We start from the raw sequence: 21,715 nt of genomic DNA, 5'->3' as shown, positions 1-21,715 counted from the left end.
CAGCACACAGCGACGCACTGCAAACCTGCGCCGGTGTAGCGCAGTACAAGATCAAAGTGCCCCTGTTGTTCATGGAACAATGGAATGGAAGTCCCTCTCGTTGCAAGAGTTTCTCCCACTCAGCGAGTGGCGCATCTTGTGAATCCAGGCCGCCCAACACCTTCTACGAACCTCTCTTCCAGCGCTTTGATGAAAAAATTTCTCCGCATTGCTGCCATCCTTGTTTCGTTGGTTGCGCTGACCACCCATGCAGCCCCACCCGCCCCCGTTTCCAGCATCATCGTTATGCCCTGGGACCTCAATCAGAACAAGAATCTGCCCAGCGAACTCAAGGCCCAGGGCTTCAGCCACGCCACCGTCTATCTGAACTGGTCCGATATCGAGCGCCGCAAGGGCCAGTACGAATTTGCCCACTACCACCGCCATCTGGATGCCATCGTCAACGGCGGCTTGTCGCTGCTGCTGGTCATTGACATGGGTGGACGCCCCTACAAGGACGAAACCGGCCAGCTCGTGCCCCACATGTCAACGGTGCCGCAATGGATCACCACAGCGCATCCAGACATGGCCATGCGCAATTTCTCGGGCGATCCGAGCTGGCAACCCGACTTCACCGATGCATCGATCAGGAACTACGCGGACCCGTTCATTGCACAAACGGTCGATCACTTTTCCAAACGCTACCCCGGCAAGGTTCTGGGCTACGCCATCGGCCTCCAGGAAGAGCACGAAATCAAGTATGGGCAAATGGGCTATCAGTGGAGGGACTACAAAGAGTCCACACAGAATGCGTTTGTCAACAAATACAACGCCAAGCAACCCATCATCAACTACAACAACAACATCGCTGCAGGTGTGCCCAAAGCAGAACCCCTGCTGCATGCCCACAAGGAATTCCGGGAAGCCCGGCTCCAGGAAGCCACCTGTGCCTACGCCAACGTGATCCGGAGCAAGGGTGCAGAAGCGATTGGCTACTTTGCGGAGACCTTCACATCGCATGACGCCATCTACGCCACCGGTATTGTGGAAAAACTGGCCCCATGCATCGACATCGCGGTCATCGATTTCAATTTTTACGACGGCTACGGCCTGGTGGCAGATCCGGATGTGCTGCCCACACTTGCCAACTACATGGGCTCGCTGGGCTACAAGAAGATCATGGTCGGTGCCTACGCAGAGCGGTGGGAAGCGGCCAAGAAAACGCCAGAACTTATCCCCGTCATCCAGCGCTCGATCGCCCAATCGCTGTCCCAGGCCCGTGTGGTGGGCTACGAAATCGGGGGGCTCCAGCACCAGGCAGGCGGTGGCTCGCTGGCAAACCTGCAACTGAACAAAATTCACACCAGCACTGCCAAGCCTGATCCCGTTGCGACGGCTGGCCCGGACCGCCGGATCAGGATTGGCATCCTGGGCTCCACCACCAATTTCCACGTGTGGCACGGTGAAAAAAGCGCGGACAGAAACACCCACCGCGATGCATTGTTCGCGTCCTACAAGATCCTGAGCAGCGAGCCCGGCATGCAGATCCACGTCATCGGCGAAAAAAACCTTCTCGCAGACGACCCCATCATCCAACAGCTGGATGCCATCCTGGTGCCCCACCAGGTGGCCATGCCGCAAAGCATCAAGACCAAGTTGACCGCTTACTGGAAAAACGGCGGCGCGCTCATTCAGGACATGCGTCTGGGTGAATTCGACGAAAACGGCAAACCCACCTTTGACTGGATGCACGAGGTATTCGGCATAGCCAATGTCGAGTGGAAGAAGAACGGCGGCATCTTCCTGATCGACGGCAAAGTCTACCGGCTCAAGCCTTCAAAACGCTTGTACGCAGGTTACGCGTCGATCACGCCCCGCCCCGGATACCGAATACTGGCCACAGAACTGCTTCAACGGGAACAAGGCATCTTGGTGAAAGGCGAACGCACTTTGGCATTCGGGTTCATGCCGCAACTGGTCGCCGATTCAACCCAGGATGCGTGGAAGAAACTGTTTGTGAGCGAGATTGCAAAAGTGGCCACCAAACGGCCTGCATTGCAAAACTGAAAACCCGCCAGACCAGGGCCCGGAGGCCCTGGGGCCACAGGCTTCATGGCGCCAGCGCGTCTTCAATCTTGCGAGCAAGGGCAGCCGCCATGAGCTGGCTCCCGGCCGTAGTGAAATGGCCTGGGTCGATGTACATCTGTACCCCCTTGTGGTTGATATAGCAGTACTGAGCATCGCAAAGCTCATCGAGCGTGTTCAACACATGCACGCCTTGCAACCCGCCAATCACCCGTTCCACCATGGCGTCGTATTCCCGTCTTTCAGCATCGACAGCATCCCTGGCCCGCAAACATTCAGCGGGCTCGCGGCGCAAGGCGGGCCGGACATCACCAGCGCAGCCTGTCACATTCAGCAACACCGAATGAATAGGAATGGACTTCACCAACACCACTTTCTTCTGTTTGGCCACCAGCCGCTCCAGGGTGCGCCGCAGGCCGCGTTCATACGCCTGGGTCGATGTCTCATCGGGCCCCGCCCCTCGGATACTGCGCAGGCTATTGCCAGTGAAGTAAATCAAGTACACATTCGACAGAACAACCAAGCGGACGTCTGAATCTGACTCCAGACGGCGCAATACCTGTTCAGTCATCTGCGGGGTACCCACATGTTCTGGATGCGGCACATAGCCCGGCCGGTACCTGACCCCATCAAGGTAGGGCCAGCCCGGCGTGGACGCGACCTCCAGTCGACTCCCATACAGCAACGAGAGGCCGTAGAACAAGTGCCCGGCATTGCTGTCACCCACCAGTGCTACCTTCCCCTGGCTTTTTATCTCCGGCTTGTCGTAAGCGGTCAATGCTGCGTTGGGGTAGGGCACACCGGTCAACGGAACCTTGCCAGCAAAGCCGAGCCAAGCGATCCCTCCTGCCACCGTCATCAGCGCCAAAAGCAGGACTGCAAGAAATCTCCTGCTTTCCACATGCTTGGACAACGGTCTTTCAACGCCATGGTGGGTCAACACGGCCAGAACGATCGAAGCCAGAACCGCCAAATTTCGGTGGGATGACGACCACTGCCCATCTCCCAGCAGACGTACGAATACCAGCAGCGGCCAATGCCACAGGTACAGCGGGTAACTCAGTTTGCCCACATAAACCATTGCGGGATGCGAGAGCACCTTGCGGTTGAACCAAGCGCCAGGACCCGCCAGCACCAGCATTGCAGCAGCCATCACCACCGCAACGGTGTAGAAACCTGGAAAAGCGGTGGCATCCATGAACACAACCTGGGTGGCAACCAGCAACGCAATGCCAGACCATCCCGCAATATTCAATACATCCTGCCGCTGCTTGTCATAAGGAGCATTTCCGGACGGGTTGCTGCAGGATTGCCACTGAATACAGGCAATCACCCCTCCAGAGGCCAACTCCCAAAGGCGCCCGAACGGCAGGTAGAAGCCCGCTGCCTGACTTTTGTTCGTGAGGATGAGATTCACCACCATCGAGCCAAAAACCACGACAAGGGAAACCGTCACCATGGAGCGTTTCGTACGATGTGCCCAGAGCAGGATCAATGGCCACAACAGGTAAAACTGCTCTTCTACCCCGAGCGACCAAAGATGCAGCAACGGCTTGAGTTTGCTGGCTACATCCCAGTAGCCAGACTCCAGATAAAAATGAATGTTGGCTGAAAACAAGGCACTGAACAGCGCCGACTTACCCATTTGCGCATATTCGCCCGGGTACATCAGCGCAGGGCCCAAAAGCAAGCAGACCAGAAGCACTAGGATCAGGGCAGGGAAAATACGGTTGATTCGGCGAACGTAAAAATCCCTGATGGAAAAGGACCCCTGGGCCAACTCTCTGCACAGAATGGATGTGATGAGGTAACCCGAAATCACGAAAAACAGGTCTACACCCACGTATCCATTGGGCAGGCTGGCTGGAGATGCATGAACCGCAAGCACCATTAATACCGCAATGGCGCGCAATCCATCAATATCGGGACGGTATTCTATTTTTTTATCCGGATTCACTGAGCCACCAAAATTGTTTTTGGTTTCTTTTTTGCCATGTTCATGAATGGCTGCTCAATCAGTCTATAACTCATATAAGAAAGAATCACGGTTGCAAATAATGCCAAGAAAATTTGATGATATTTATTATCAATAAATTGAGATGACAACACAATCACAGGATAGTGAATCAAATAAAATGAATATGATATATCAGAAAGAATTTTTACCGATTTTGGATTTTTATAATCATTATTTTCTAAAATCAGAAAGAGTGCGGACACTCCAAGCCCCGTTAGAAATATAGGCGATGGAAATACTGGCTCCCATGACTTAAAAAGTACAACGGTGGATATAAAAATAGCCAGCAATGCTGCCTTATCATATTTCGGTTGTTTGACCGCAATCCACGCACCGAAAACAAAAAATGGCATCTGGGCAATTGCATTGTTATGAACAAAGAAATACACATATATTCCTTCCATACTATCAACCAGAGGATGCCATTTTGTACCTCCATATACCCAGATGCAGGCAACTAGCACAAAGCCTGCCGTGATCTTGGATGGATTTTTAATAAACCTTGTGGCAATAAGAAAAGCGATGACATACCACACCACCTCGATGGTCAACGTCCAGCTGACACTCAAGGCGTTGTATTTCAGATATGCTTCCGGGAAAAAATGCTGAAGAAACAATAGATGGATCAACAGACTTTTGAAGTCAACCGAATCAGATTGAAATTGGCCAAAAACAAAAGAAAATAAAACAAACCAAAATAGATATGCTGGATATATTCTAAAAACTCGTTGTTTTACATAATCCCCAGCGGAATAACGAAGTGCACTCTGAATGATCAGATATCCACTGATAACGAAAAAAATCTGTACTCCAATCCATCCGCCAACAACTCCAAAATACGGAATAGAGACAACATTCAAAGAGTGAAGATGATTTATAAAAACCAGAATCACTGCAGCCGCTCTTAAAGTCTCGATGGAATGATTTTTTGATGAAAGGGTATTAATATTCATCAGAATATTTTATGGCAAGAAATTTAAATATTAACTACCAGAATTGGTAGGTGCTGATTGCGTTTCACGCAACCCTCGGACGAAAAACAATCCGTCGTATTTTGGGCAGGGCACTTTGCCTTAGAGGGGACGAACCACCTTCGCGGCACGCCCTTTACACCTCAAAACGGCGCCGACTCCGGATCCGTATCCACCGGGACTTGCGCAGGCCCCGTCACCACCCCACCAGCACCACTTTTTCGCGCAGGTGCTGAGGTCGTGGCGGCACGTGATGCCACGGAAGGCGCGGGCATGCTGCCTCCTTCCGAGGCCACAGCAGCCGCCGCACTCGCCGCTCCACTCTCCGCCTCCCCCCCCAGCGCCTCGATCAGATCCGGAATCAGCTTGACCAGCTCTCCCGTGGCAATCGCCACATCGGTGTCAAAACCGCCGTCGTCGGCCTTGGTGCCTTCGAACACGGTGTCCAGAAACGACACCTTCTTGATCTGCAGGCCTTCGGTGAGCATGAAGGAGACCCGGTCGTCCCAGGTCAACGCGAGCTTGGTGGGCAGTTTGCCGGCGTCGATGTGGGCTTGCACCTCTTCGATGTCGAGCGGGTGGCGGGCATAGCGCACCACGGCTTTTTCTTCGGTGGCGCTTTTGAGTTCACATTCGCGGTCCACCGTGAAGCCCACGGGCGGCTCCTGTTCCTTGAGCCAGTGGGACATGGCGGCCTGCGGGCTGGTCTGGGTGTTGATGAGCGACACCGACAGCCCGGGCAGCGCTTCGATCAGCAGGGTGACCACTTCATCGGCCCGGCCCTGGCTGGATGTGTCCAGCACCAGCAGGCGCGATGCCGTATCTATCCACACCCACATCGATCCCTGCTTGGTGAAGGCCATGGGCAGCAGGTCGAGTTTGGCCTCGTCCTTCAGCTCCTTGCTTTCCTTCTTGCCAGGCTTGCGGCCGGTTTCCTGCTCGATGCGCTCGGCCTTTTCCTTCACGCGGCGGGCCAGCACGCTACCAGGCAATACCTTGGACTCGACCATGAAGCGCAGGATCCACTGGCCCCCGACCGATTCGGCCAGCGGGCCGTGCGCATCACCGCGCGGCGGCACCCAGCCCAGGGATTTTTCCTGCGTGGCACCACATTCCAGGAAGGGCACCTTGGCCAGGGCTTCTTCCACTTGCGTCAATTCGACCTGCCATTGCGGCGCAATGCGGTACACGATCATGTTCTTGAACACGGAAAACCTTTTGTTGGGAAATCGTTAAACAAACCACCGGCAAAAGCCGAACACGCCATTGTCGGCGGTCGCTGCCAGCTTCCCTGCAAGCCCCGCCCCCGGTGCGAAAAGCACACATGCATATGCTACTTTTTTTATAGCTTAAAAAGCTTATAAATAAAGCGGTGTATGCCATTTCACGTGATATCTATTCGATGGAAGGCGAACAGCTTCTTGTCACAACTTTACACAGCCTCACCCAACGGGTATGGCGGCGATACATGCGGGGCAGACACTGGCCCTCAATCGCCGGAACGGTCGTCCTGGCGAGCCCCCAACCCCTGTGAAAGGACTCACACCATGGTTTTCAAATTCCAACACCACCTGGCCGCCACCGCTGTTCTTGCTGCCCTGGCCCTGCCGGTGCTGGCGCAACAACCGCCCGCTGCCCCGCCGGCAGCAGGCGCCACGGCCCCTGAAGGCCGCCACAAGGCGGGTGACCGCCATGAACGCCACCAGGCCCACATGGCCCAGCGCATGGCAGCCCTCAAGGGCCAGCTCAAGCTGACTGCCGCACAAGAACCCGCCTGGACGGCGTTCACCGCCGCAATGCAACCCGGCGAACGCACCGCCCGCCTGGACCACAAGGACATGGACAAGCTGACCACCCCTGAACGCATCGACCGCATGCGGGCCCTGCGCGCCCAGCATGCTGCCGAGGCCGACCGCCGTGGCGAGGCCACCAAGACCTTCTACGCGGCCCTGACGCCCGAGCAACAGAAGACGTTTGACGCCCAGGCCCACCGGGGCCACCGCATGGGCGGCATGAAGGGCGAGGGAGAAGGCCGGCACGGGCACCACGGCATGCGCGGTGGCGAAGGCCACCATCCCAAGCCGCCTGCCGCACCCGCAAAGTAAACCTTTGTCCCCGGTCTCGGGTTCTACCGCTTAGGCGGTTGCCCCCTTCCTTCTTTCCTTTGCAAAGCCCGGAGTCCTCGACGGACCCCGGGCTTTGTGCTTTTTAGGGCCGCTGCAGGCGTCCATCCAAACCCATTGTGGATAACGCTGGGAACAGTTCTGGCACAACCTGCAGGTTATCCACACCAAATGGCGATAGCTGGAAATTGTTGTCTGCGAGCCCCGGCCTTTGTGCAGGCCGCCACACAGACTTTGCAGCGACGCAAGCCCGCGCCAGCATTGGTAAAAATGGGCTTGTCCACAGAAAGTGGGTCGCTCTACTACTACTGCTATTTATATATAGAACCATAAAAGAATAACCAGAACCCCTTCAGACCGGCCTCGCCGCACCACCAAGTCCAGGGCAATGGCCTGCAACGGGGACGGCAGACCTGGTGCTTGGGGACACCCCCCAAGGCCTGGCGACCTGCCTGGCCAGGCTTTGGCACCCATCGCATCCCGGGTGTGAAAGCCCCAACCATCCAAATTACTATCAATAAGATAGCTAAAACCGCTTATTCAATAAGCGCTGCGTGCCATTTTTTGCAAAGAAATCGGTGCAAATCCAGTCCAGTGCGTAAGACTGGGGATAGTTCTGGCACAACCACTTGGTTATCCACAGAAAAAGGCGGGCACCGTGTTTTGTCCCCGTTCCCACGACAACGGCAAGAGGGTTCGGTGCACAGGGTTGGCGCGCGCGCAAGTGCCCGCCACACCTCAAGAAAAAGCGGTTGTCCACAATTCGGGGCGCCTTCTACTACTACGACTATGTATTTATAGACAACATAAGAAGAAGACAGAGGGACAACTCGGGGTACAGCGGAGCGTCGTGGTGCCCATCTTCAGAAGGGGTTTGAGGGCGTCTGAGGTGGCCGAATGGAGGCAAGGGACAGCGTTGCAGCGAAAAAACGCAGCCGACGGCGGCGCGCGGGCCGTCAGGGCGATGGGAAAAAAAAGGGGCCGCGTGGGCTGTCTACGCGGGGGAGGGGCGCAGGAAGGCCCCCAGGAGGTCCGCAGACAGGGGGCGGCTGAAGAGATAGCCCTGGTAGAGCTGGCAACCGGCGCGGGCCAGCAGCTCGCGCTGCTCGGGGGTCTCCACGCCTTCGGCGATGACTTCCAGGCCCAGGCTGCGCGACAGGCCAATGATGGTGTCCACAATGGCGGCGTCGTTCGGGTCGGTCAGCAGGTCGCGCACAAAACTCTGGTCGATCTTGAGCTGATCGAGTGGCATGCGCTTCAAGTAGCTCAGGGACGAATAGCCGGTGCCGAAGTCGTCCAGCGAGAACCCCACGCCGTGGGAGCGCAGCGCCGCCATGGTGGCGATGGTGGTCTCCATGTCTTCCACCAGCAGGCTTTCGGTCAGCTCCAGCTTGAGCAGATGGGCTGGCGCCCCGGTGATGGCCAGCACGCGGGCCACATCGTCCACAAAACTGGCATGGCGGAACTGGCGCGAACTCACGTTGACCGCCATGGTCAGGTGCGCCAGCTGGGGATCGGCCTGCCAGGTGGCCAGCAGCTTGCATGCCGTGTGCAGCACCCAGCGGCCCAGCGGCAGGATGAGCCCGGTTTCTTCGGCCAGCGGGATGAATACGGAAGGGGGCACCATGCCGCGCTGCGGGCTGGCCCAGCGCACCAGCGCCTCCACCCCCACGCAGCGGCCAGACTGGTGCATCTGCGGCTGGAAGTGCAGTAAGAATTCCTCTTGTGCCAATGCTGCGCGCAGGTCTGTCTCCAGCCCGGCGCGGGCCGTTACCACGGCCTGCATGTCGGGGTCGAAAAAGCGCAGTGTGTTGCGCCCTGCGGTCTTGGCCTGGTACATGGCCAGGTCTGCCTGTTTGAGCAGCTCGCCCACGCTAGTCTGCTCGCCGGTGAACGGCGCGACGCCGATGCTGGGCGTGCTGCGGTACTGGTAGCCCGCCAGTGCATAGGGCACGGCCAGCATGGCCAAAATCTTCTCGCCCACCCCGCGCGCGTGCAGAGCCAGCTCGTGGGGCTTGGGGCTCAGTTCTTCGAGCATCACCACAAACTCGTCGCCCCCCAGCCGGGCCACCGTGTCCACGCTGCGCACGCAGGTGTTCAGGCGCTGCGCCACCTGCTGCAGCAGCAGGTCGCCCTGGTCGTGGCCCAGGGTGTCGTTCAGGGTCTTGAAGTTGTCGAGGTCGATGAACAGCAGCGCCCCGCCCTGCTGGCGGCGCTGGGCATTGGCCAGCGCATGGCCCATGCGGTCCATCAGTAGCATGCGGTTGGGCAGGCCCGTGAGCGCGTCGTAGAAAGCCAGGCGCTGGATTTCACGCTCATTGGCCTTGCGCTGGCGAATGTCGGTGTTGATGGCCAGAATGGATTGCGGCTGGCCGTTGTCGCCACGCACCAGGGTCCAGCGGCCCTCGACCTCGATGGTGCTGCCGTCACGGTGGCGGTGCACGATCTCGCCCGTCCACTCGCCCTGCTCCAGCACCGTCTGCGTAGCATGGCGGAAATGGGCGGGGTCGTCGTAGAGCAGCGTCTCGATGGACTGGCCCAGCGCCTGCAACTGCGACCAGCCGTACAGGCGTTCGGCGCTTTTGTTCCAGAAGATGATGCGGTGTTCCAGGTCGCGCACCAGGATGGCGTCCTGGGCCTTGTCCAGCAGCGAGGCCTGGTGGCGGATGCGGGCATCGGCCTGCTGCCGGTCGATCTCGGACGACGCGCGCGCGGCGAAGATCTGCAGCGTGGATGTGATGAAGTCCGTTTCTGCAATGGGCTGGCGGAACAGCACAAACACGATGCCCACCACTTCGCCATCGGCGTTGCACAGCTGCTGCCCTGCGTAACCCTGCGCGCCCACATAGCGCAGCATCGGGGCATCGGGGTGCAGTTGCTGCACCTTGTCGGTCACCACGTGCGCGCGCTGCGACAGCAGCATGAGGCTGGGTGTGCCCTCCAGGCTGTATTCGTCGTTGGGCAACATCTGGCCATCGAGCACCGCAGCCAGCGTGGCCACCCGGGGCGGTCGCCCCTGCACGTCGGGCAACAGCCGCACCACGCAGCCGCCTTGGGCCCCCAGGGCGTCGGCCATGTTGCGCACCAGTTGCACAAAAAACTCTGTGCCTGTGCTGGCCGACACGGCCGCCGCCACCTTGAGCACCGAGGCCTGCAGCCGCTGCTGCGCCTTGTGCGCGCGCAGGCTGGTGATGCCAAAGGCCAGGTCGTTGGAGAGCTCCTGCAGCAGGGCCGCTTCTTCGGGGCTGATCTGCAAGATGTCGGGCGCGTAAAGGTACAGCAGGCCAAAGGTGCGGTCGCGGTTGCGATCACGGTCCTGCAAAGGCAGACAGATCACGCCATGAAAGCCGTGGTCCAGCATGCGCTCGGTCCAGTCGGCAAAGTCACCCTCGGTGCGGATGTCCTGCACGATCACGGGTTTGCCCGAGCGCACGGCCGTGCCCGCCGGTCCCCGGCCGTAGGGGTCGTCGGCCGACCAGGAAAGCTGCAGGTTTTCGAGATAGTTCTGGTTGTACCCCGCATGGGCAACTGGCTCGATGGACTTGCGTTCGTCGTCCAGTGCAAACCCCACCCAGCCCATGCGGTAGCCGCCGATGTCCACGGCAATCTGGCAGATGGCCTGCAGCAGCGTGGTTTCTGACGTGGCGCGCACCAGGGTCTCGTTGCATGCGCTCAGCAGGCGCTGGGCACGGCCCATGCGGGCCAGCTCGCGTTCGGTGCGCAGGCGCTCGGTCACATCGGTGGCCAGCACCTGCCGCGCCGGGCGGCCATTGAAGCTGATGCTGCCAGCCGTGATCTCCACATCCATGAACGTGCCGTCCTTCTTGACGTGGCGGCTGATCACTGGTTTGTTGCGCTGGTCGATCGCAATCGCCTGAAGGGCTTCCCGGATGGTGGCGTGCCGTTCGGCCGGCCACAGGTCCGTCATTTCCATCGCCAGCAACTCGGCCTCGGTGTAGCCGTAGTGCGTTTCCATCGACTGGTTCACAGCCTGCAGGCGCAGCGTTTCCTTGTCGTACACCCACATGGGATGGGGATGTTCGTTGAACAGCATGCGGTACTGCTGCTCCGACGCCCGGAGCTGCCCGGCCACATGCCGCAGCTGCACCATGGCCCCCAGGGATTCGGTGAGGATCTCCAGGTGCGCCACATCGCGCCGCGAGAACGCGTTGGGCTTGTCCGACGTCACCTTGAGTGAGCCCACCACCCCCTGCGCCGTGCGCAGCGGCACCGCCATGACCGAGCGCACGCCATGGCGGTGGGGCAGCGAGGCCATGTCCCAGCCCTCGGCATCGGTGTCGTTGCACACCACCGTGCGCCCTTCGCGCAGTGCGGGCCACAGCAGGCTCTGGTCCACGGCCAGCAGATGCCCCACAGGCCGCACGTGGTCGCCTGCCGAGGCCTGCGCCACCAGCTGGTGGCCCTGCAACAGCTCCACCAACGCACCGCGGGCCAGGGTCTGGCGTAGCACCGTGTCGGCCACCAGCTGCAGCACTTCGGGCAGGGGCAGGTCCAGCGACGAGATGCGCTGCTGCACGTGCAGCAGCTCGGCATGGTTCTGGGCATCGCGCTGTGCGTCGAGTTCGGTCAGCTTTTGTGCGCTGATGTCGGTCATGCCGCCCACCATGCGCATGGCCTTGCCGGCCGAGTCGCGAATCAGGAAACCCCGGTCCAGCACCCAGGCATACGTTCCATCCTGCCGCAGAAAGCGGTATTCGGCCGACCAGTGGTTGTCCGTGCCGTCAATGGCTGCGTGGATGCCGTGGAGGATTTCCTGGCTGTCCTCAGGGTGCAGCCGCAGTGTCCAGGAGGTGCTGTCGGGCGGCAGCTGGTCGAGCGGCACGCCAAACAGGTTCTGCATGCCTTCGTTCCACCACATGGCATCGGTGTTCAGGTTCCAGTCCCACACGGCATCGGCCGTGGCACGCGACACCAGGTGAAAACGCTCTTCACTTTCGCGGCGTGCCTGCCGGGCCTGGTGCTGGACCGAGATGTCCTGGAAGGCCCCCTGGATGCGGATGATCTGGCCACCGGCATCGCGCGCAGCCTGGCCGGCCGTGCGCACCCAGAATCGCCCGCCACCGGGCATGGCCACCTCGGCCTCCATGTCGAACGGTGTGCCATGGAGCATGCACTCGTCAAACGCCTTTTGCATCGGCACCCGGTATGGCGGCGTGTACAGCTGCAGCACCTGGGCCAGGCTCCCCACGCGGTGGGGGAGCCCATAGGCGGCAGCGATCTCTTGCGACCAGGTCAGCTGCAGGCTGGGCAGTTCCACTGTCCATCCCCCGATGCGCGCAATCTGCCCCGCCACACGCAGTGCGTCGCTCTGGGCCAGCATCTCGGCGTGCATCTGGTCGCGCTCCTGCACCAGCTGGGCCAGCAGGCGCTTCTGGCGGTGCAGCTCCAGCTGCACCATGGCCTGCCCTGCGAGGATCTTCAGGCCGTCGAGCTGCTCGGCCCCCAGTGTGCGGGGCACGGTGTCCAGCACGGCCAGCGTCCCCAGCGCAAAACCTTCCGGCGTGACGAGCGGCACGCAGGCATAGAACCGGACGCGGGGTTCGCCCACCACCAGCGGATTGCCCGCAAATGCTGGATGCTTGCTGGCGTCAGGCACCACCACGGCATCGCGGCTGCCGTCCAGTGCGTGGTCGCAAAAGGCGATGGCGCGGTCGGTCTGCGCGAACGGCACCCCCACCGCCGCCTTGAACCATTGGCGCTCGCTGTCGACAAAATTGACCACGGCCATCGGGCAGTCGCAGATGCGCGCGGCCAGCGTGGCCAGTTGGTCAAACGCATCTTCCGAGGGCGTATCCAGAATGGCGTAGGACTGCAATGCGTGGAGCCGCGCGGCCTCTTGGGGTGCGTGCGCAGGCGGCATGGTCACGCGGGGGCAAGGCCCATGGGTACGCATCCGACCTCTGGGCGTTTTGCCGCCTGGGGAGGGTTGTAGGGGGGCCGGAGCTGCGTCAACAACAAGGGAGTGGGGCGGTAAAGCGGCACATGCCGGACGGCCCAGCCGCTGCAGGAATCCGCAAACGCCGAGGCCACCACTGGTAAAACATCAATGCTACACCGCACAGGCCCGCGTTGACGCACCGCACCATGCGGGTTTGTCCCAAATGAAAAAACGACAACTTGACTGCGAGGGATGCGCAATCAGTCGCCAAGGCAACCTTCGCGCAACACCAGGCTTGCTAGCCTTCGCGGCATGCAGATCTCCGAACTTGCCCGCCAGGCCTCGGTGTCCGTCCACGCCTTGCGCCACTACGAACGGCTGGGGCTGATTCGTCCGCACCGTCGGGCCAATGGATACCGGGACTATCCCGTCAGCATCAAGCGCGAGGTGGTTTTCATTGCCATGTCGCGCCAGCTGGGCTTTGCCCTGCCGCAGATTGCCCGGCGGCTCGATGACTACCGCGCCGGCACGCTGGGCATTGACGACATGGTGCAGGCTCTGCGGGAACGCGCGGCCGCGCTGGAGCAGCAGATCAGCCAGTTGCAAGCCCAAAAGCAGGTGGTGCTGGAACACCAAGCCTGGCTCGAAGCGCAACAGCGCAAGCGGCAGATGCCACCCCCGGCGGTGCAGGCCGCCAAGAGCCCCCCTGCACCCGGCAACTCCGGCAACTGGCCGCGTGTGCGGCCCAAAACACCCACCAAGTCCTCATCCCAGCCCGCACCTCACAGGAAAACGCCATGACTTCGTCCCCACCGTCCACCTCCCACGTCGCTCAGTTGCAGACATTGGTTCTGGCCATGCCCATGGCCCGCACGCTGGGGCTGCGCTTCGTCCATGCCGAAGCGGGCCGGGTTGAAATGGAGATGCCAATCGGCGAAGCACTCTGCTTTCGCCCCGGCCAACTGCAGGCTGCGGCCGTGTTTGCCCTGGGGGACTTTGCCGCGGTGGCCGCGGCGGGCAGCGTGCTGCCGCCAGGCTGGACCAATGCCACGGTGGATGCGACCATCAAACTTGTGGCGCCCGCAAAAGGCACCTGCCTTCGGGCGCGCGGGCGTGTGGTCGATGCAGCGCGGCTGCTTACCGTGTGCGCGTCCGACGTGTTCGCGGTGGATGCAGGGGGCACCGAGACCCTGTGCGCCACCCTCCTGGCCACGGCCCGCAACATCGATCTCGCCGCTGCGAGGTAGGTCGTCAGCCGTACTGTTCTACAGGCGGCGCCCGCATGGTGCTCACGCCCGTGCGCGCCGCGCCCGCACGGCGGCCGCCAGCCCCTCCAGCACCGGAATGGTCTGCGCCATGCTGATGCAGGCGTCGGTCACCGACACGCCGTGTTGCAGCGGCTGGCCGGGAACGATGTCCTGACGACCTTCCTGCAGGTGGCTTTCAATCATCAGCCCGGTGATGCGTGCATCGCCCGCAGCAATCTGCTGGGCCACGTCGTCGGCCACGGAGATCTGGCGCTGGTGTTGCTTGCTGCTGTTGGCGTGGCTCACGTCGATCATCACCTGCTCGCGCAGGCCCGCCGCCTGGAGCATGGCGCAGGCCGCATCCACATCGGTTGCGCTGTAGTTGGGCTGCTTGCCGCCGCGCAGGATCACGTGGCAGTCCTGGTTGCCGCGTGTCTCGAAGATGGCGGCCTGCCCCATCTTGGTCATGCCCATGAAGGCGTGCGATGCCTGCGCCGCCTGGATGGCGTCGCTGGCCACCTTCACACCGCCATCGGTGCCGTTCTTGAAGCCCACGGGGCACGAAAGGCCGCTGGCCAGCTGGCGGTGGCTCTGGCTCTCGGTGGTACGCGCACCAATGGCGCCCCAGCTCACGAGGTCGCTGATGAACTGCGGGCTCAACAAATCCAGGAACTCCGTGCCCACCGGCAGGCCCACGGCCAGCACGTCCAGCAGCAGCTGCCGCGCCAGCTCCAGCCCTTCGTTGATGGCAAAGCTGCCATCGAGGTGCGGGTCGTTGATGTAGCCCTTCCAGCCCACGGTGGTGCGCGGCTTCTCGAAATACACGCGCATCACGATGAGCAGGTCGGCCTGCAGTGCATCGGCCTGTGCCTTCAACTGGTGGGCGTATTCCATGGCCTGGCTGTGGTCGTGGATGGAGCATGGCCCCACCACCACGATGAGCCGATCATCCTGCCCTTGCAGCACCCGCGAAATGGCGGCGCGGCTGGTTTCCACCAGCGTCTGTGCCGCATCGGGCGTGGGCAGCCACTCTTGCAGCAGAGCCGGCGTGATGAGCGGGCGCACGGCCTTGATGCGCGTGTCATCAATGCGCGTGGTGTCGTGGGTGGAAATGGGGGCGGCGGAGCGGTGTGCGTGGGTCATGGTGGCCCCGATTGTCGCGTGGGCGGGGTTGGCTCTTCGCAACAGCCAATCCCGCGCGCATCCTCAACGACTGGCGCGGCCTCAGCGAGGGACGCAGAGCAAGGGCCGCCCCGCAGCGAGTGCCTCGTCCCCCTCAGGGGGAAGGCGCCGAAGGCGACTCAGGGGGAGCCACTACGGTCTGCGGAACGCCGCATTCTGCCGCGACCAGTGGCGCGACTGCAGCTGGTCGAGCCGCACCGTGCCGCCGGTGGAGGGCGCGTGTACAAAACGCCCTTCCCCCACATAGATGCCCGCATGATTGGGCTGGCGGCCGGTGCCGAACACCACCAGGTCCCCGGCGCGCAGCTCGCCGCCGTCGATGGGGTAGCCCCAGTTGTTGAGCTGGGCCACCGTGCGGGGCGGTGGCGTGCCCACCTGGTTGCGGTACACATAGCCGATCAGCCCGCTGCAGTCGAAGCCTGAGTCGGGCGTGTTGCCGCCGTAGCGGTAGGGCGTGCCCACCAGCCCCAGCGCGTGGATCGCAATGTCGTGTGCCTGGTCCGCCGTCAGCGGCGGGGTCGTGCGGCTGGGCGCGGACGAAGACGGGAATGAAGGCGATGGGGGCCGTGAGGTGCCGCAGCCGGTCAGGGCGAGCAGGGCGGCGGTGCAGGCTGCCAAAGCCAGACTGTGAAAAACGCGCATGGACGCAAGGGTAATGGAGTTGTGGCGCGTCCGAGGAGGTTCCCCGTGTCACCGAGCGGTTTTTGCGGTGTTTGCGGCTTCAGTGCTGGGCGGGGGCGTTCGGTGGTGTGCGGTTTTCACCATCGCCTTCGCGCACCATCGGCACGAAGGCAATACCCCGGGTCTGCACCGAAGGCCCGGTGGCAATGAACCCCATGCGTTCGTAGAAGCCCTGTGCGAAGGGCGTGGCGTTGACCGTAATGCGTGCGCCGTGGCGTGTTTGCGACAACGCATGCAGCCACAATTGCCGCGCCCAGCCCCGCCTCTGGAAAGGCTCAGCGACGAACAGATGAAAAAGATGGCTGCCATCGCGCACCACGATCACGCCCGCCAGATCGTTTCTGCCTACCACCGCAACCCAGGTGGTGAACGCAGCCGTAGCCAGACGCGCGGCAACCGCCTCGGGTTGCAGGGACTGCAGGAAATCCTCTGCCCCCCGGCCCTCCGGGTCCAGGGTGAAGAAGTGCGCTACGGACAGGATGAGCGCACTGATTCCTGGCGCATCCCCTGAGGTTGCTGGTCGAATGTGCATGGCCAGGCGTATCAGGGGATGTTGTGGTGCGCGGTCAGGCGATGGTGGTCGTGGCCTGCTGCTGCGTCGGGCGCCGCGCCACCAGCCGGTTGGCTACGCTCACGATGGCCAGCACCGACGCCGTCACGATGTTGTGGCTGGCACCTGCGCCGAAGGTGGAGCCTGCCACGCCTTCCATCGCGGCCTCCACAATGGCCAGCGCCTGGGCGTTGGCGCCCGTGCCGGTGGCGCGCTCTTCGTAGTGGTCCACGCGCAGCGGCAGGCCCAGCGCATCCACCGTGGCGGCAATCGGCCCGTTGCCCTGGCCGCGCAAATGCTGACGCGTGCCGTCGACGGTCACGTCCAGCTCGATGCCCTGCCCGTCTTCATCGAGCCGGTGGCTGTGGCAGATGATGGCTGCCTGGGCCGGGGCGCGCAGGTAGGTGGCCTGGAACAGGTCCCACAGCGCCTCGCCGCTCATCTCGCCTTCGCTCGCGTCCGTCTGGCGCTGCACCACGGCGCTGAATTCGACCTGCATGCGGCGCGGCATCACCACGCCGTGTTCGCGCTCGAGCAAGAAGGCGATGCCGCCCTTGCCCGACTGGCTGTTCACGCGGATCACGCTGTCGTACGTACGGCCCAGGTCGGCGGGGTCGATGGGCAAGTACGGTACTTCCCACAGCGCGCTCGGGTCCTGCGCGGCAAAGCCTTTCTTGATCGCATCCTGGTGCGAGCCCGAGAACGCGGTGAACACCAGGTCGCCCGCGTAGGGGTGGCGCGGGTGCACCGGCAGCGAGGTGCATTCCTCGGCGATGCGCGCGACCGAGGTGATGTCCGAAAAATCGAGGTTCGGGTGCACGCCCTGCGTGTACATGTTGAGCGCCAGCGTCACGATGTCCACGTTGCCGCAGCGCTCGCCGTTGCCAAAAAGGCAGCCTTCCACGCGGTCGGCGCCGGCCATCATCGCCAGCTCTGCCGCCGCCACTCCGGTGCCCCGGTCGTTGTGCGGGTGGACCGAGAGCGTGATGTGCTCACGGGGGGCGAGGCGCCGGTCCATCCACTCGATCTGGTCGGCGAACACGTTGGGCGTGGCGTTCTCCACCGTGGTGGGCAGGTTGATGATGATGGGGCGGCCGGGGCCGGCGTTCCAGGCCGCGATGGCGGTCTGGCAGGCCTTGAGCGACACGTCGAGCTCGGTGGCGCTGAAGGTCTCGGGCGAGTACTGCAGCGTCCACTGCGTGGCAGGCTGCGCGTCGGTGAGCTGCTTCAGGTAGCCCACGTGGTGCGCGATGAGCTGCATCACCTGCGTCACGTTCATCCCGAACACGATGCGCCGCCAGGCAGGCGCGGTGGCGTTGTACAGGTGCACGATGGCGCGGGGCGCGCCCTGCACGGCCTCCACCGTGCGCGCGATCAGGTCCTCGCGCGACTGGGTCATGACCATGATGGTCACGTCGTCGGGGATCAGGTCCTCGTCGATGAGGCGGCGCACGAAGTCGAAGTCGGTCTGCGACGCGGCCGGAAAGCCGACTTCGATCTCCTTGAAGCCGATGCGCACCAGCTCATGGAAGAGCTTCATCTTGCGCTCGCCGTTCATCGGCTCGAACAGCGCCTGGTTGCCGTCGCGCAAATCGGTGGAGAGCCACACGGGCGCGCGGGTGATGCTGCGGGTGGGCCACTGGCGGTCGGTCAATGCGACCGGGGCGATGGGCTGGTACTTGGTGGCGGGCTTGGTAATCATGAGAGGCTCCACGAACGGTGTGTGCGGTGCGCTGGAAGAAATGCGCGGTGCACGGGTCAGACGAAATGAAAAAACAAAACGTGTGACATCCCCTGCAGCCCTTTGCGTGTGCAAAGGCTGGTTCGCGGGCCGGGGTCAGGGGGAGATCAGGTGTTGCGCTGAGCGAGTCAGGCAACGGTGGCGAACGCAGGCAGACCCCGGCCAAGCACTAGTAGGCTTAGCGATAGGGTGGGTAGGAGCATGCTGCGTTGCATAGGGGCTCGAAGATAGCACAGGCTTGCTGCGGCGCGCAAGGTTTTGATAAAAAATCGCCGCTAGCGCTTGATGGATAGGCGCTAATAGCTATCAAAATGGTAGTGAATGCTGCTGGTAGGATGGCGCCTTTCGCTTTGCCCCCTTCGCCTTCGCTTCGTCAGGAGACCCTCCCATGCCCTACATGCTGATCATCATGGAACCCCACGGCCAGCGGGCCGAGCGCGGGCTGGCGGGCGGGCAAGAGGCCTATGCCCGCATGCTGCGGTTTGGCGAGGGCCTGCAGGCCCGGGGCCTGCTGCGCGCCACCGAATCCCTGGCATCCACCGAACAGGCCGTGCGTTTGCAAGTGCGCGAGGGGCAGACCCGACTGGTGGATGGCCCGTTCGCCGAGACGAAAGAAATGGTGGGCGGCTTCTACCTGCTCGACTGCGCCACGCGTGACGAGGCGGTGGCCATTGCCCGGGAATGCCCGGCCGCCGAATGGGCCACCATCGAGGTGCGCGAGGTGGCACCGTGTTACCACGGGGCAACGTGAAGTGCTGCGCTGACGCTTTTCACGCCCCCCGGCGCGCCGTGCGTTCCTGCAGCAGGGCCTGAAACTGCTCCACCGGCATGGGCCGCGCAAGCAGGTAGCCTTGCAGCACGTCACAGCCCTGGTGCACCAGGTAGTCGGCCTGTTCCGGCGTTTCCACCCCTTCGGCCGTGATCTGCAGCCCCAGGCCGTGGGCCAGCGCCACGATGGCGGTGACGATGGTGCGGCTGTGTTCCTGGCCGGGCAGGTCCTTGACAAAGCTGCGGTCGATCTTGAGGCGGCGCATCGGCAATTGACGCAGATAGCCCAGGGACGAGTAGCCCGTGCCAAAGTCATCAATGGCCAGGTGAATGCCCAGCTGGCTCAGGCGGTGCAGGGTGTGCGCGCCAGCCTCCATGTTGTCCATCAGCACGGTTTCGGTGAGTTCGATTTCGAGCAGGTGGGCGGGCAGGCCCTCTTCGCGCAGGATGTCCATCACGCGCTCCAGGAACTGCGGGTCGCCCAGTTGCCGGGCCGAGATGTTGACGGACACCCGCAGCGGCCCGCCGGCCTGCCACCGGGCGGCATCGCGGCAGGCCGTGCGCATCACCCAGTAGCCCAGCGGCACGATGAGGCCGCAGTCCTCGGCCACCATCACCGCCTCCAGCGGCGAGACGTTGCCCAGCTCTGCATGCGACCAGCGCAGCAGTGCCTCGGCGCCCACCAGGGCGCGGTCGGTGGCGGCAAAAAGCGGCTGGTAGTGCAGCGCGAGGCCCTCGCCCCGCTGCAGCGCAGCGCGCAGCGCGTGCTCGATGGCCTGGCGCCGGACCACCGCCTGGTTCATCGATGCGTCAAACCGCACACAGCGGTTTTTGCCCATCTCTTTGGCGCGGTACATGGCGGTATCGGCATTGCTGACCAGGCCGTCCATGTCGGCCGCGTCGCCCGGGAAGGTGGCGATGCCTGCACTGCAGGTCACGGTCACCTGCTGGCCGACTTCGGTGAACGAATGGAGGAAGGTGCCGACGATCCGCTGGCCATAGGTATTGAGCGCCGCGTCGTCCATATCCAGCGGCAGGATCACGGCGAACTCGTCGCCCCCCAGGCGCGAGATCGCGTCGGTGCTGCGCACCACGGACTGCAGGCGCCGTGCCACCTGGCGCAGCAAACCGTCTCCGGCCGCATGCCCGAAGGTGTCATTGAGGGTCTTGAAATTGTCCAGATCGATGTACACCAGGGCCACGCGGGTGCCCAGGCCCCGGGCCGCTTCGATCTCTGCGCCCAGGCGTTCGTTGAAGGCATGCCGGTTTCCGGTGCCTGTGACCGCATCGGTATGGGCGAGCGCATGCAGGCGGTTTTCGGCGTTGCGCACGGCCGCCCGGCTGCGCAGCACCATGGCGGCCGCCAGGGCCATCACACACCCGGCAATCAGCAACGCGCTGACAAAACGGATGGCCAGGCGCGAGTACACCGCGCTCATCGACTTGCGAAAGTACAGTGTTCCCGACGCCACGCCCGCCGTTTCGACTGGCCGGGCAATCTCCAGAACGCGCAGCCCCGCACGCTCGGCCATCCCCCCCATGCCTGCGGCCGCCAGCGTGGCGGGGAAGTTCTCTTCCGGGCTGCGTGTGTACCGCGCCAGCGGCAGGCCCCGCACGTCATACACGCTGGCACCCAGCACCATGGGCGATGATTTCAACGCCCCCAGCATCTCGGTGGCGGTGTGCGCATCACGGAACATGACAGCGGCCGCGATGTTGTCTGCCACGATGGCGGCCTCCACGCGGCTGTCCTGCAGCATGGACTGGCGCGTGCTCCAGTAGTCCAGCCCGGTGAGGGCCAGCACCACGGTCAAAAGCGCCAAGCCTGCCGCCAGAATGCCTGTCACCACCAGCCTGGACGACAGCAGCACGGGCGGCAGCGGTGGTGCCGGTATCGGGGCCTGAGATTCGGGGGCCTGGGTTTTCATCGGTTCACCTTGGCCAGCCGCAGCAGTCTGGAGCTGATCGTGAGGCCGGCCTTGGCGGCGGCGTCGGGACTGATGCCAAACACGATACGCCCTTCCTGCTGGGCCAGGGCGATGACGATCTCCGGGTTGACGAAGGTGAGTTCATCCGCAATCGTCAAGACCCCGTGGGACGGGGGCAGTGTCCGCAGCATTCGCAATGCCTGCTCCACGTCTGCGTTCTGGAGGATGAGCATCCGGCAGTGGCGGATGCCCGCCAACTCCAGGAGTTTGACCCGCACGGTGCGGCCTTTGGCGGTTTGTTTGCCTTCCAGCGCGGTCAGCGGGCGTTTCAGTGGACTGAAGGGAGACACGCAGATGGACAGCTCGTTGCCCGTGGCCATATCGTTGTCGGGCCATTCGACGAACTGGATGAAGTTGAAGATGTAGGCTGCCTTGAGGTCGAGTTCCTCCACGGGATCGGTGGCGTGCGCGAGGCCACCCACCCCGCCCAGCAGACACAGGCCGATCCACAGCATCTTGCGCAGTCGGATGGCGTTGTGCATGG

At 62.5% G+C, this 21,715-nt stretch carries 15 protein-coding genes; 5 read left to right on the top strand and 10 right to left on the bottom strand.

The window, feature by feature from the left end:
- Positions 1–84 precede the first annotated feature (84 nt).
- A complete protein-coding gene (locus ASE52_RS17245; protein ID WP_241777035.1) occupies positions 85–2,046 on the top strand; it encodes a beta-galactosidase in 1,962 nt (653 codons plus the stop codon).
- A 43-nt stretch (positions 2,047–2,089) separates the two neighbouring features.
- On the opposite strand, the gene ASE52_RS17240 is transcribed toward ASE52_RS17245, so the two are convergent.
- The 3 genes from ASE52_RS17240 to ASE52_RS17235 form a co-directional block, all read right to left on the bottom strand.
- Entirely contained in the window at positions 2,090–4,021 is a 1,932-nt protein-coding gene (locus tag ASE52_RS17240) for an acyltransferase family protein (RefSeq protein WP_140426256.1), read from the bottom strand.
- Positions 4,018–5,034 (bottom strand): acyltransferase, encoded by a 1,017-nt coding sequence (locus tag ASE52_RS25250; protein ID WP_082606916.1) that lies wholly within the window; start codon positions 5,032–5,034, stop codon positions 4,018–4,020. The genes ASE52_RS17240 and ASE52_RS25250 overlap by 4 nt, the downstream gene beginning before the upstream one ends.
- Before the next feature lie 161 nt (positions 5,035–5,195).
- Complete coding sequence (locus ASE52_RS17235) at positions 5,196–6,260, bottom strand: recombination-associated protein RdgC (protein WP_057227835.1); 1,065 nt, start codon at positions 6,258–6,260, stop codon at positions 5,196–5,198.
- Between the two features lie 339 nt (positions 6,261–6,599).
- Between ASE52_RS17235 and ASE52_RS17230 the strand changes: the two genes are divergently transcribed.
- Complete coding sequence (locus ASE52_RS17230) at positions 6,600–7,157, top strand: Spy/CpxP family protein refolding chaperone (protein ID WP_010465025.1); 558 nt, start codon at positions 6,600–6,602, stop codon at positions 7,155–7,157.
- Positions 7,158–8,169: 1,012 nt separating this feature from the next.
- Here ASE52_RS17230 and ASE52_RS17225 read toward each other — a convergent pair.
- Positions 8,170–13,056, bottom strand: coding sequence for an EAL domain-containing protein (locus ASE52_RS17225; protein WP_082606915.1), 4,887 nt, complete (start codon positions 13,054–13,056; stop codon positions 8,170–8,172).
- Between the two features lie 330 nt (positions 13,057–13,386).
- On the opposite strand from ASE52_RS17225, the gene ASE52_RS17220 reads away from it, so the two are divergent.
- Together ASE52_RS17220 and ASE52_RS17215 are read left to right on the top strand one after the other, a co-directional pair.
- Positions 13,387–13,875 (top strand): MerR family DNA-binding transcriptional regulator, encoded by a 489-nt coding sequence (locus tag ASE52_RS17220; protein ID WP_057227833.1) that lies wholly within the window; start codon positions 13,387–13,389, stop codon positions 13,873–13,875.
- On the top strand, positions 13,872–14,321 hold the full coding sequence (locus tag ASE52_RS17215) for a PaaI family thioesterase (RefSeq protein ID WP_029414198.1): 450 nt from the start codon (positions 13,872–13,874) through the stop codon (positions 14,319–14,321). Before ASE52_RS17220 ends, ASE52_RS17215 begins: the two co-directional genes overlap by 4 nt.
- A 42-nt stretch (positions 14,322–14,363) precedes the next feature.
- Here ASE52_RS17215 and ASE52_RS17210 read toward each other — a convergent pair whose 3' ends face one another.
- From ASE52_RS17210 to leuA, 4 genes are all read right to left on the bottom strand, one after another.
- Positions 14,364–15,464, bottom strand: coding sequence for a 3-deoxy-7-phosphoheptulonate synthase (locus ASE52_RS17210; RefSeq protein ID WP_057227831.1), 1,101 nt, complete (start codon positions 15,462–15,464; stop codon positions 14,364–14,366).
- 171 nt (positions 15,465–15,635) lie between these two features.
- A complete protein-coding gene (locus ASE52_RS17205) occupies positions 15,636–16,145 on the bottom strand; it encodes a C40 family peptidase (RefSeq protein WP_057227829.1) in 510 nt (169 codons plus the stop codon).
- A 79-nt stretch (positions 16,146–16,224) separates the two neighbouring features.
- Positions 16,225–16,716 (bottom strand): GNAT family N-acetyltransferase, encoded by a 492-nt coding sequence (locus ASE52_RS17200; RefSeq protein WP_057227827.1) that lies wholly within the window; start codon positions 16,714–16,716, stop codon positions 16,225–16,227.
- A gap of 34 nt (positions 16,717–16,750) precedes the next feature.
- Positions 16,751–18,436, bottom strand: a complete 1,686-nt coding sequence (gene leuA / locus ASE52_RS17195; protein ID WP_057227825.1) for a 2-isopropylmalate synthase — start codon at positions 18,434–18,436, stop codon at positions 16,751–16,753.
- Between the two features lie 427 nt (positions 18,437–18,863).
- Here leuA and ASE52_RS17190 point away from each other — a divergent pair, with 427 nt between their 5' ends.
- Positions 18,864–19,226 (top strand): YciI family protein, encoded by a 363-nt coding sequence (locus ASE52_RS17190; RefSeq protein WP_010465011.1) that lies wholly within the window; start codon positions 18,864–18,866, stop codon positions 19,224–19,226.
- A gap of 19 nt (positions 19,227–19,245) precedes the next feature.
- Here the strand turns inward: ASE52_RS17190 and ASE52_RS17185 are convergent, their stop codons facing one another.
- Positions 19,246–21,171 (bottom strand): EAL domain-containing protein, encoded by a 1,926-nt coding sequence (locus tag ASE52_RS17185; protein ID WP_057227822.1) that lies wholly within the window; start codon positions 21,169–21,171, stop codon positions 19,246–19,248.
- Positions 21,168–21,713 carry a YfiR family protein gene (locus ASE52_RS17180; RefSeq protein ID WP_010465007.1) on the bottom strand — a complete coding sequence of 182 codons (546 nt, stop codon included), beginning with the start codon at positions 21,711–21,713 and terminating at the stop codon, positions 21,168–21,170. The genes ASE52_RS17185 and ASE52_RS17180 overlap by 4 nt, the downstream gene beginning before the upstream one ends.
- Positions 21,714–21,715: the final 2 nt, after the last annotated feature.

The organism is Acidovorax sp. Root275 (assembly GCF_001428965.1).
Classification (GTDB): domain Bacteria; phylum Pseudomonadota; class Gammaproteobacteria; order Burkholderiales; family Burkholderiaceae_C; genus Acidovorax; species Acidovorax radicis.
The sequence above is the reverse complement of the archived record's forward strand: the minus strand, read 5'-3'. Positions and strand labels throughout refer to the sequence as shown.

Excerpts from the sequence above, each read along its gene's own strand:
- ASE52_RS17245 (WP_241777035.1), top strand. The coding sequence starts at position 85 with ATGGAAGTCCCTCTCGTTGCAAGAGTTTCTCCCACTCAGCGAGTGGCG.
- ASE52_RS25250 (WP_082606916.1), bottom strand. The coding sequence starts at position 5,034 with ATGAATATTAATACCCTTTCATCAAAAAATCATTCCATCGAGACTTTA.
- ASE52_RS17230 (WP_010465025.1), top strand. The coding sequence starts at position 6,600 with ATGGTTTTCAAATTCCAACACCACCTGGCCGCCACCGCTGTTCTTGCT.
- ASE52_RS17225 (WP_082606915.1), bottom strand. The coding sequence starts at position 13,056 with ATGCCGCCTGCGCACGCACCCCAAGAGGCCGCGCGGCTCCACGCATTG.
- ASE52_RS17220 (WP_057227833.1), top strand. The coding sequence starts at position 13,387 with ATGCAGATCTCCGAACTTGCCCGCCAGGCCTCGGTGTCCGTCCACGCC.
- ASE52_RS17215 (WP_029414198.1), top strand. The coding sequence starts at position 13,872 with ATGACTTCGTCCCCACCGTCCACCTCCCACGTCGCTCAGTTGCAGACA.
- ASE52_RS17210 (WP_057227831.1), bottom strand. The coding sequence starts at position 15,464 with ATGACCCACGCACACCGCTCCGCCGCCCCCATTTCCACCCACGACACC.
- ASE52_RS17205 (WP_057227829.1), bottom strand. The coding sequence starts at position 16,145 with ATGCGCGTTTTTCACAGTCTGGCTTTGGCAGCCTGCACCGCCGCCCTG.
- ASE52_RS17200 (WP_057227827.1), bottom strand. The coding sequence starts at position 16,716 with ATGCACATTCGACCAGCAACCTCAGGGGATGCGCCAGGAATCAGTGCG.
- leuA (WP_057227825.1), bottom strand. The coding sequence starts at position 18,436 with ATGATTACCAAGCCCGCCACCAAGTACCAGCCCATCGCCCCGGTCGCA.
- ASE52_RS17190 (WP_010465011.1), top strand. The coding sequence starts at position 18,864 with ATGCCCTACATGCTGATCATCATGGAACCCCACGGCCAGCGGGCCGAG.
- ASE52_RS17185 (WP_057227822.1), bottom strand. The coding sequence starts at position 21,171 with ATGAAAACCCAGGCCCCCGAATCTCAGGCCCCGATACCGGCACCACCG.
- ASE52_RS17180 (WP_010465007.1), bottom strand. The coding sequence starts at position 21,713 with ATGCACAACGCCATCCGACTGCGCAAGATGCTGTGGATCGGCCTGTGT.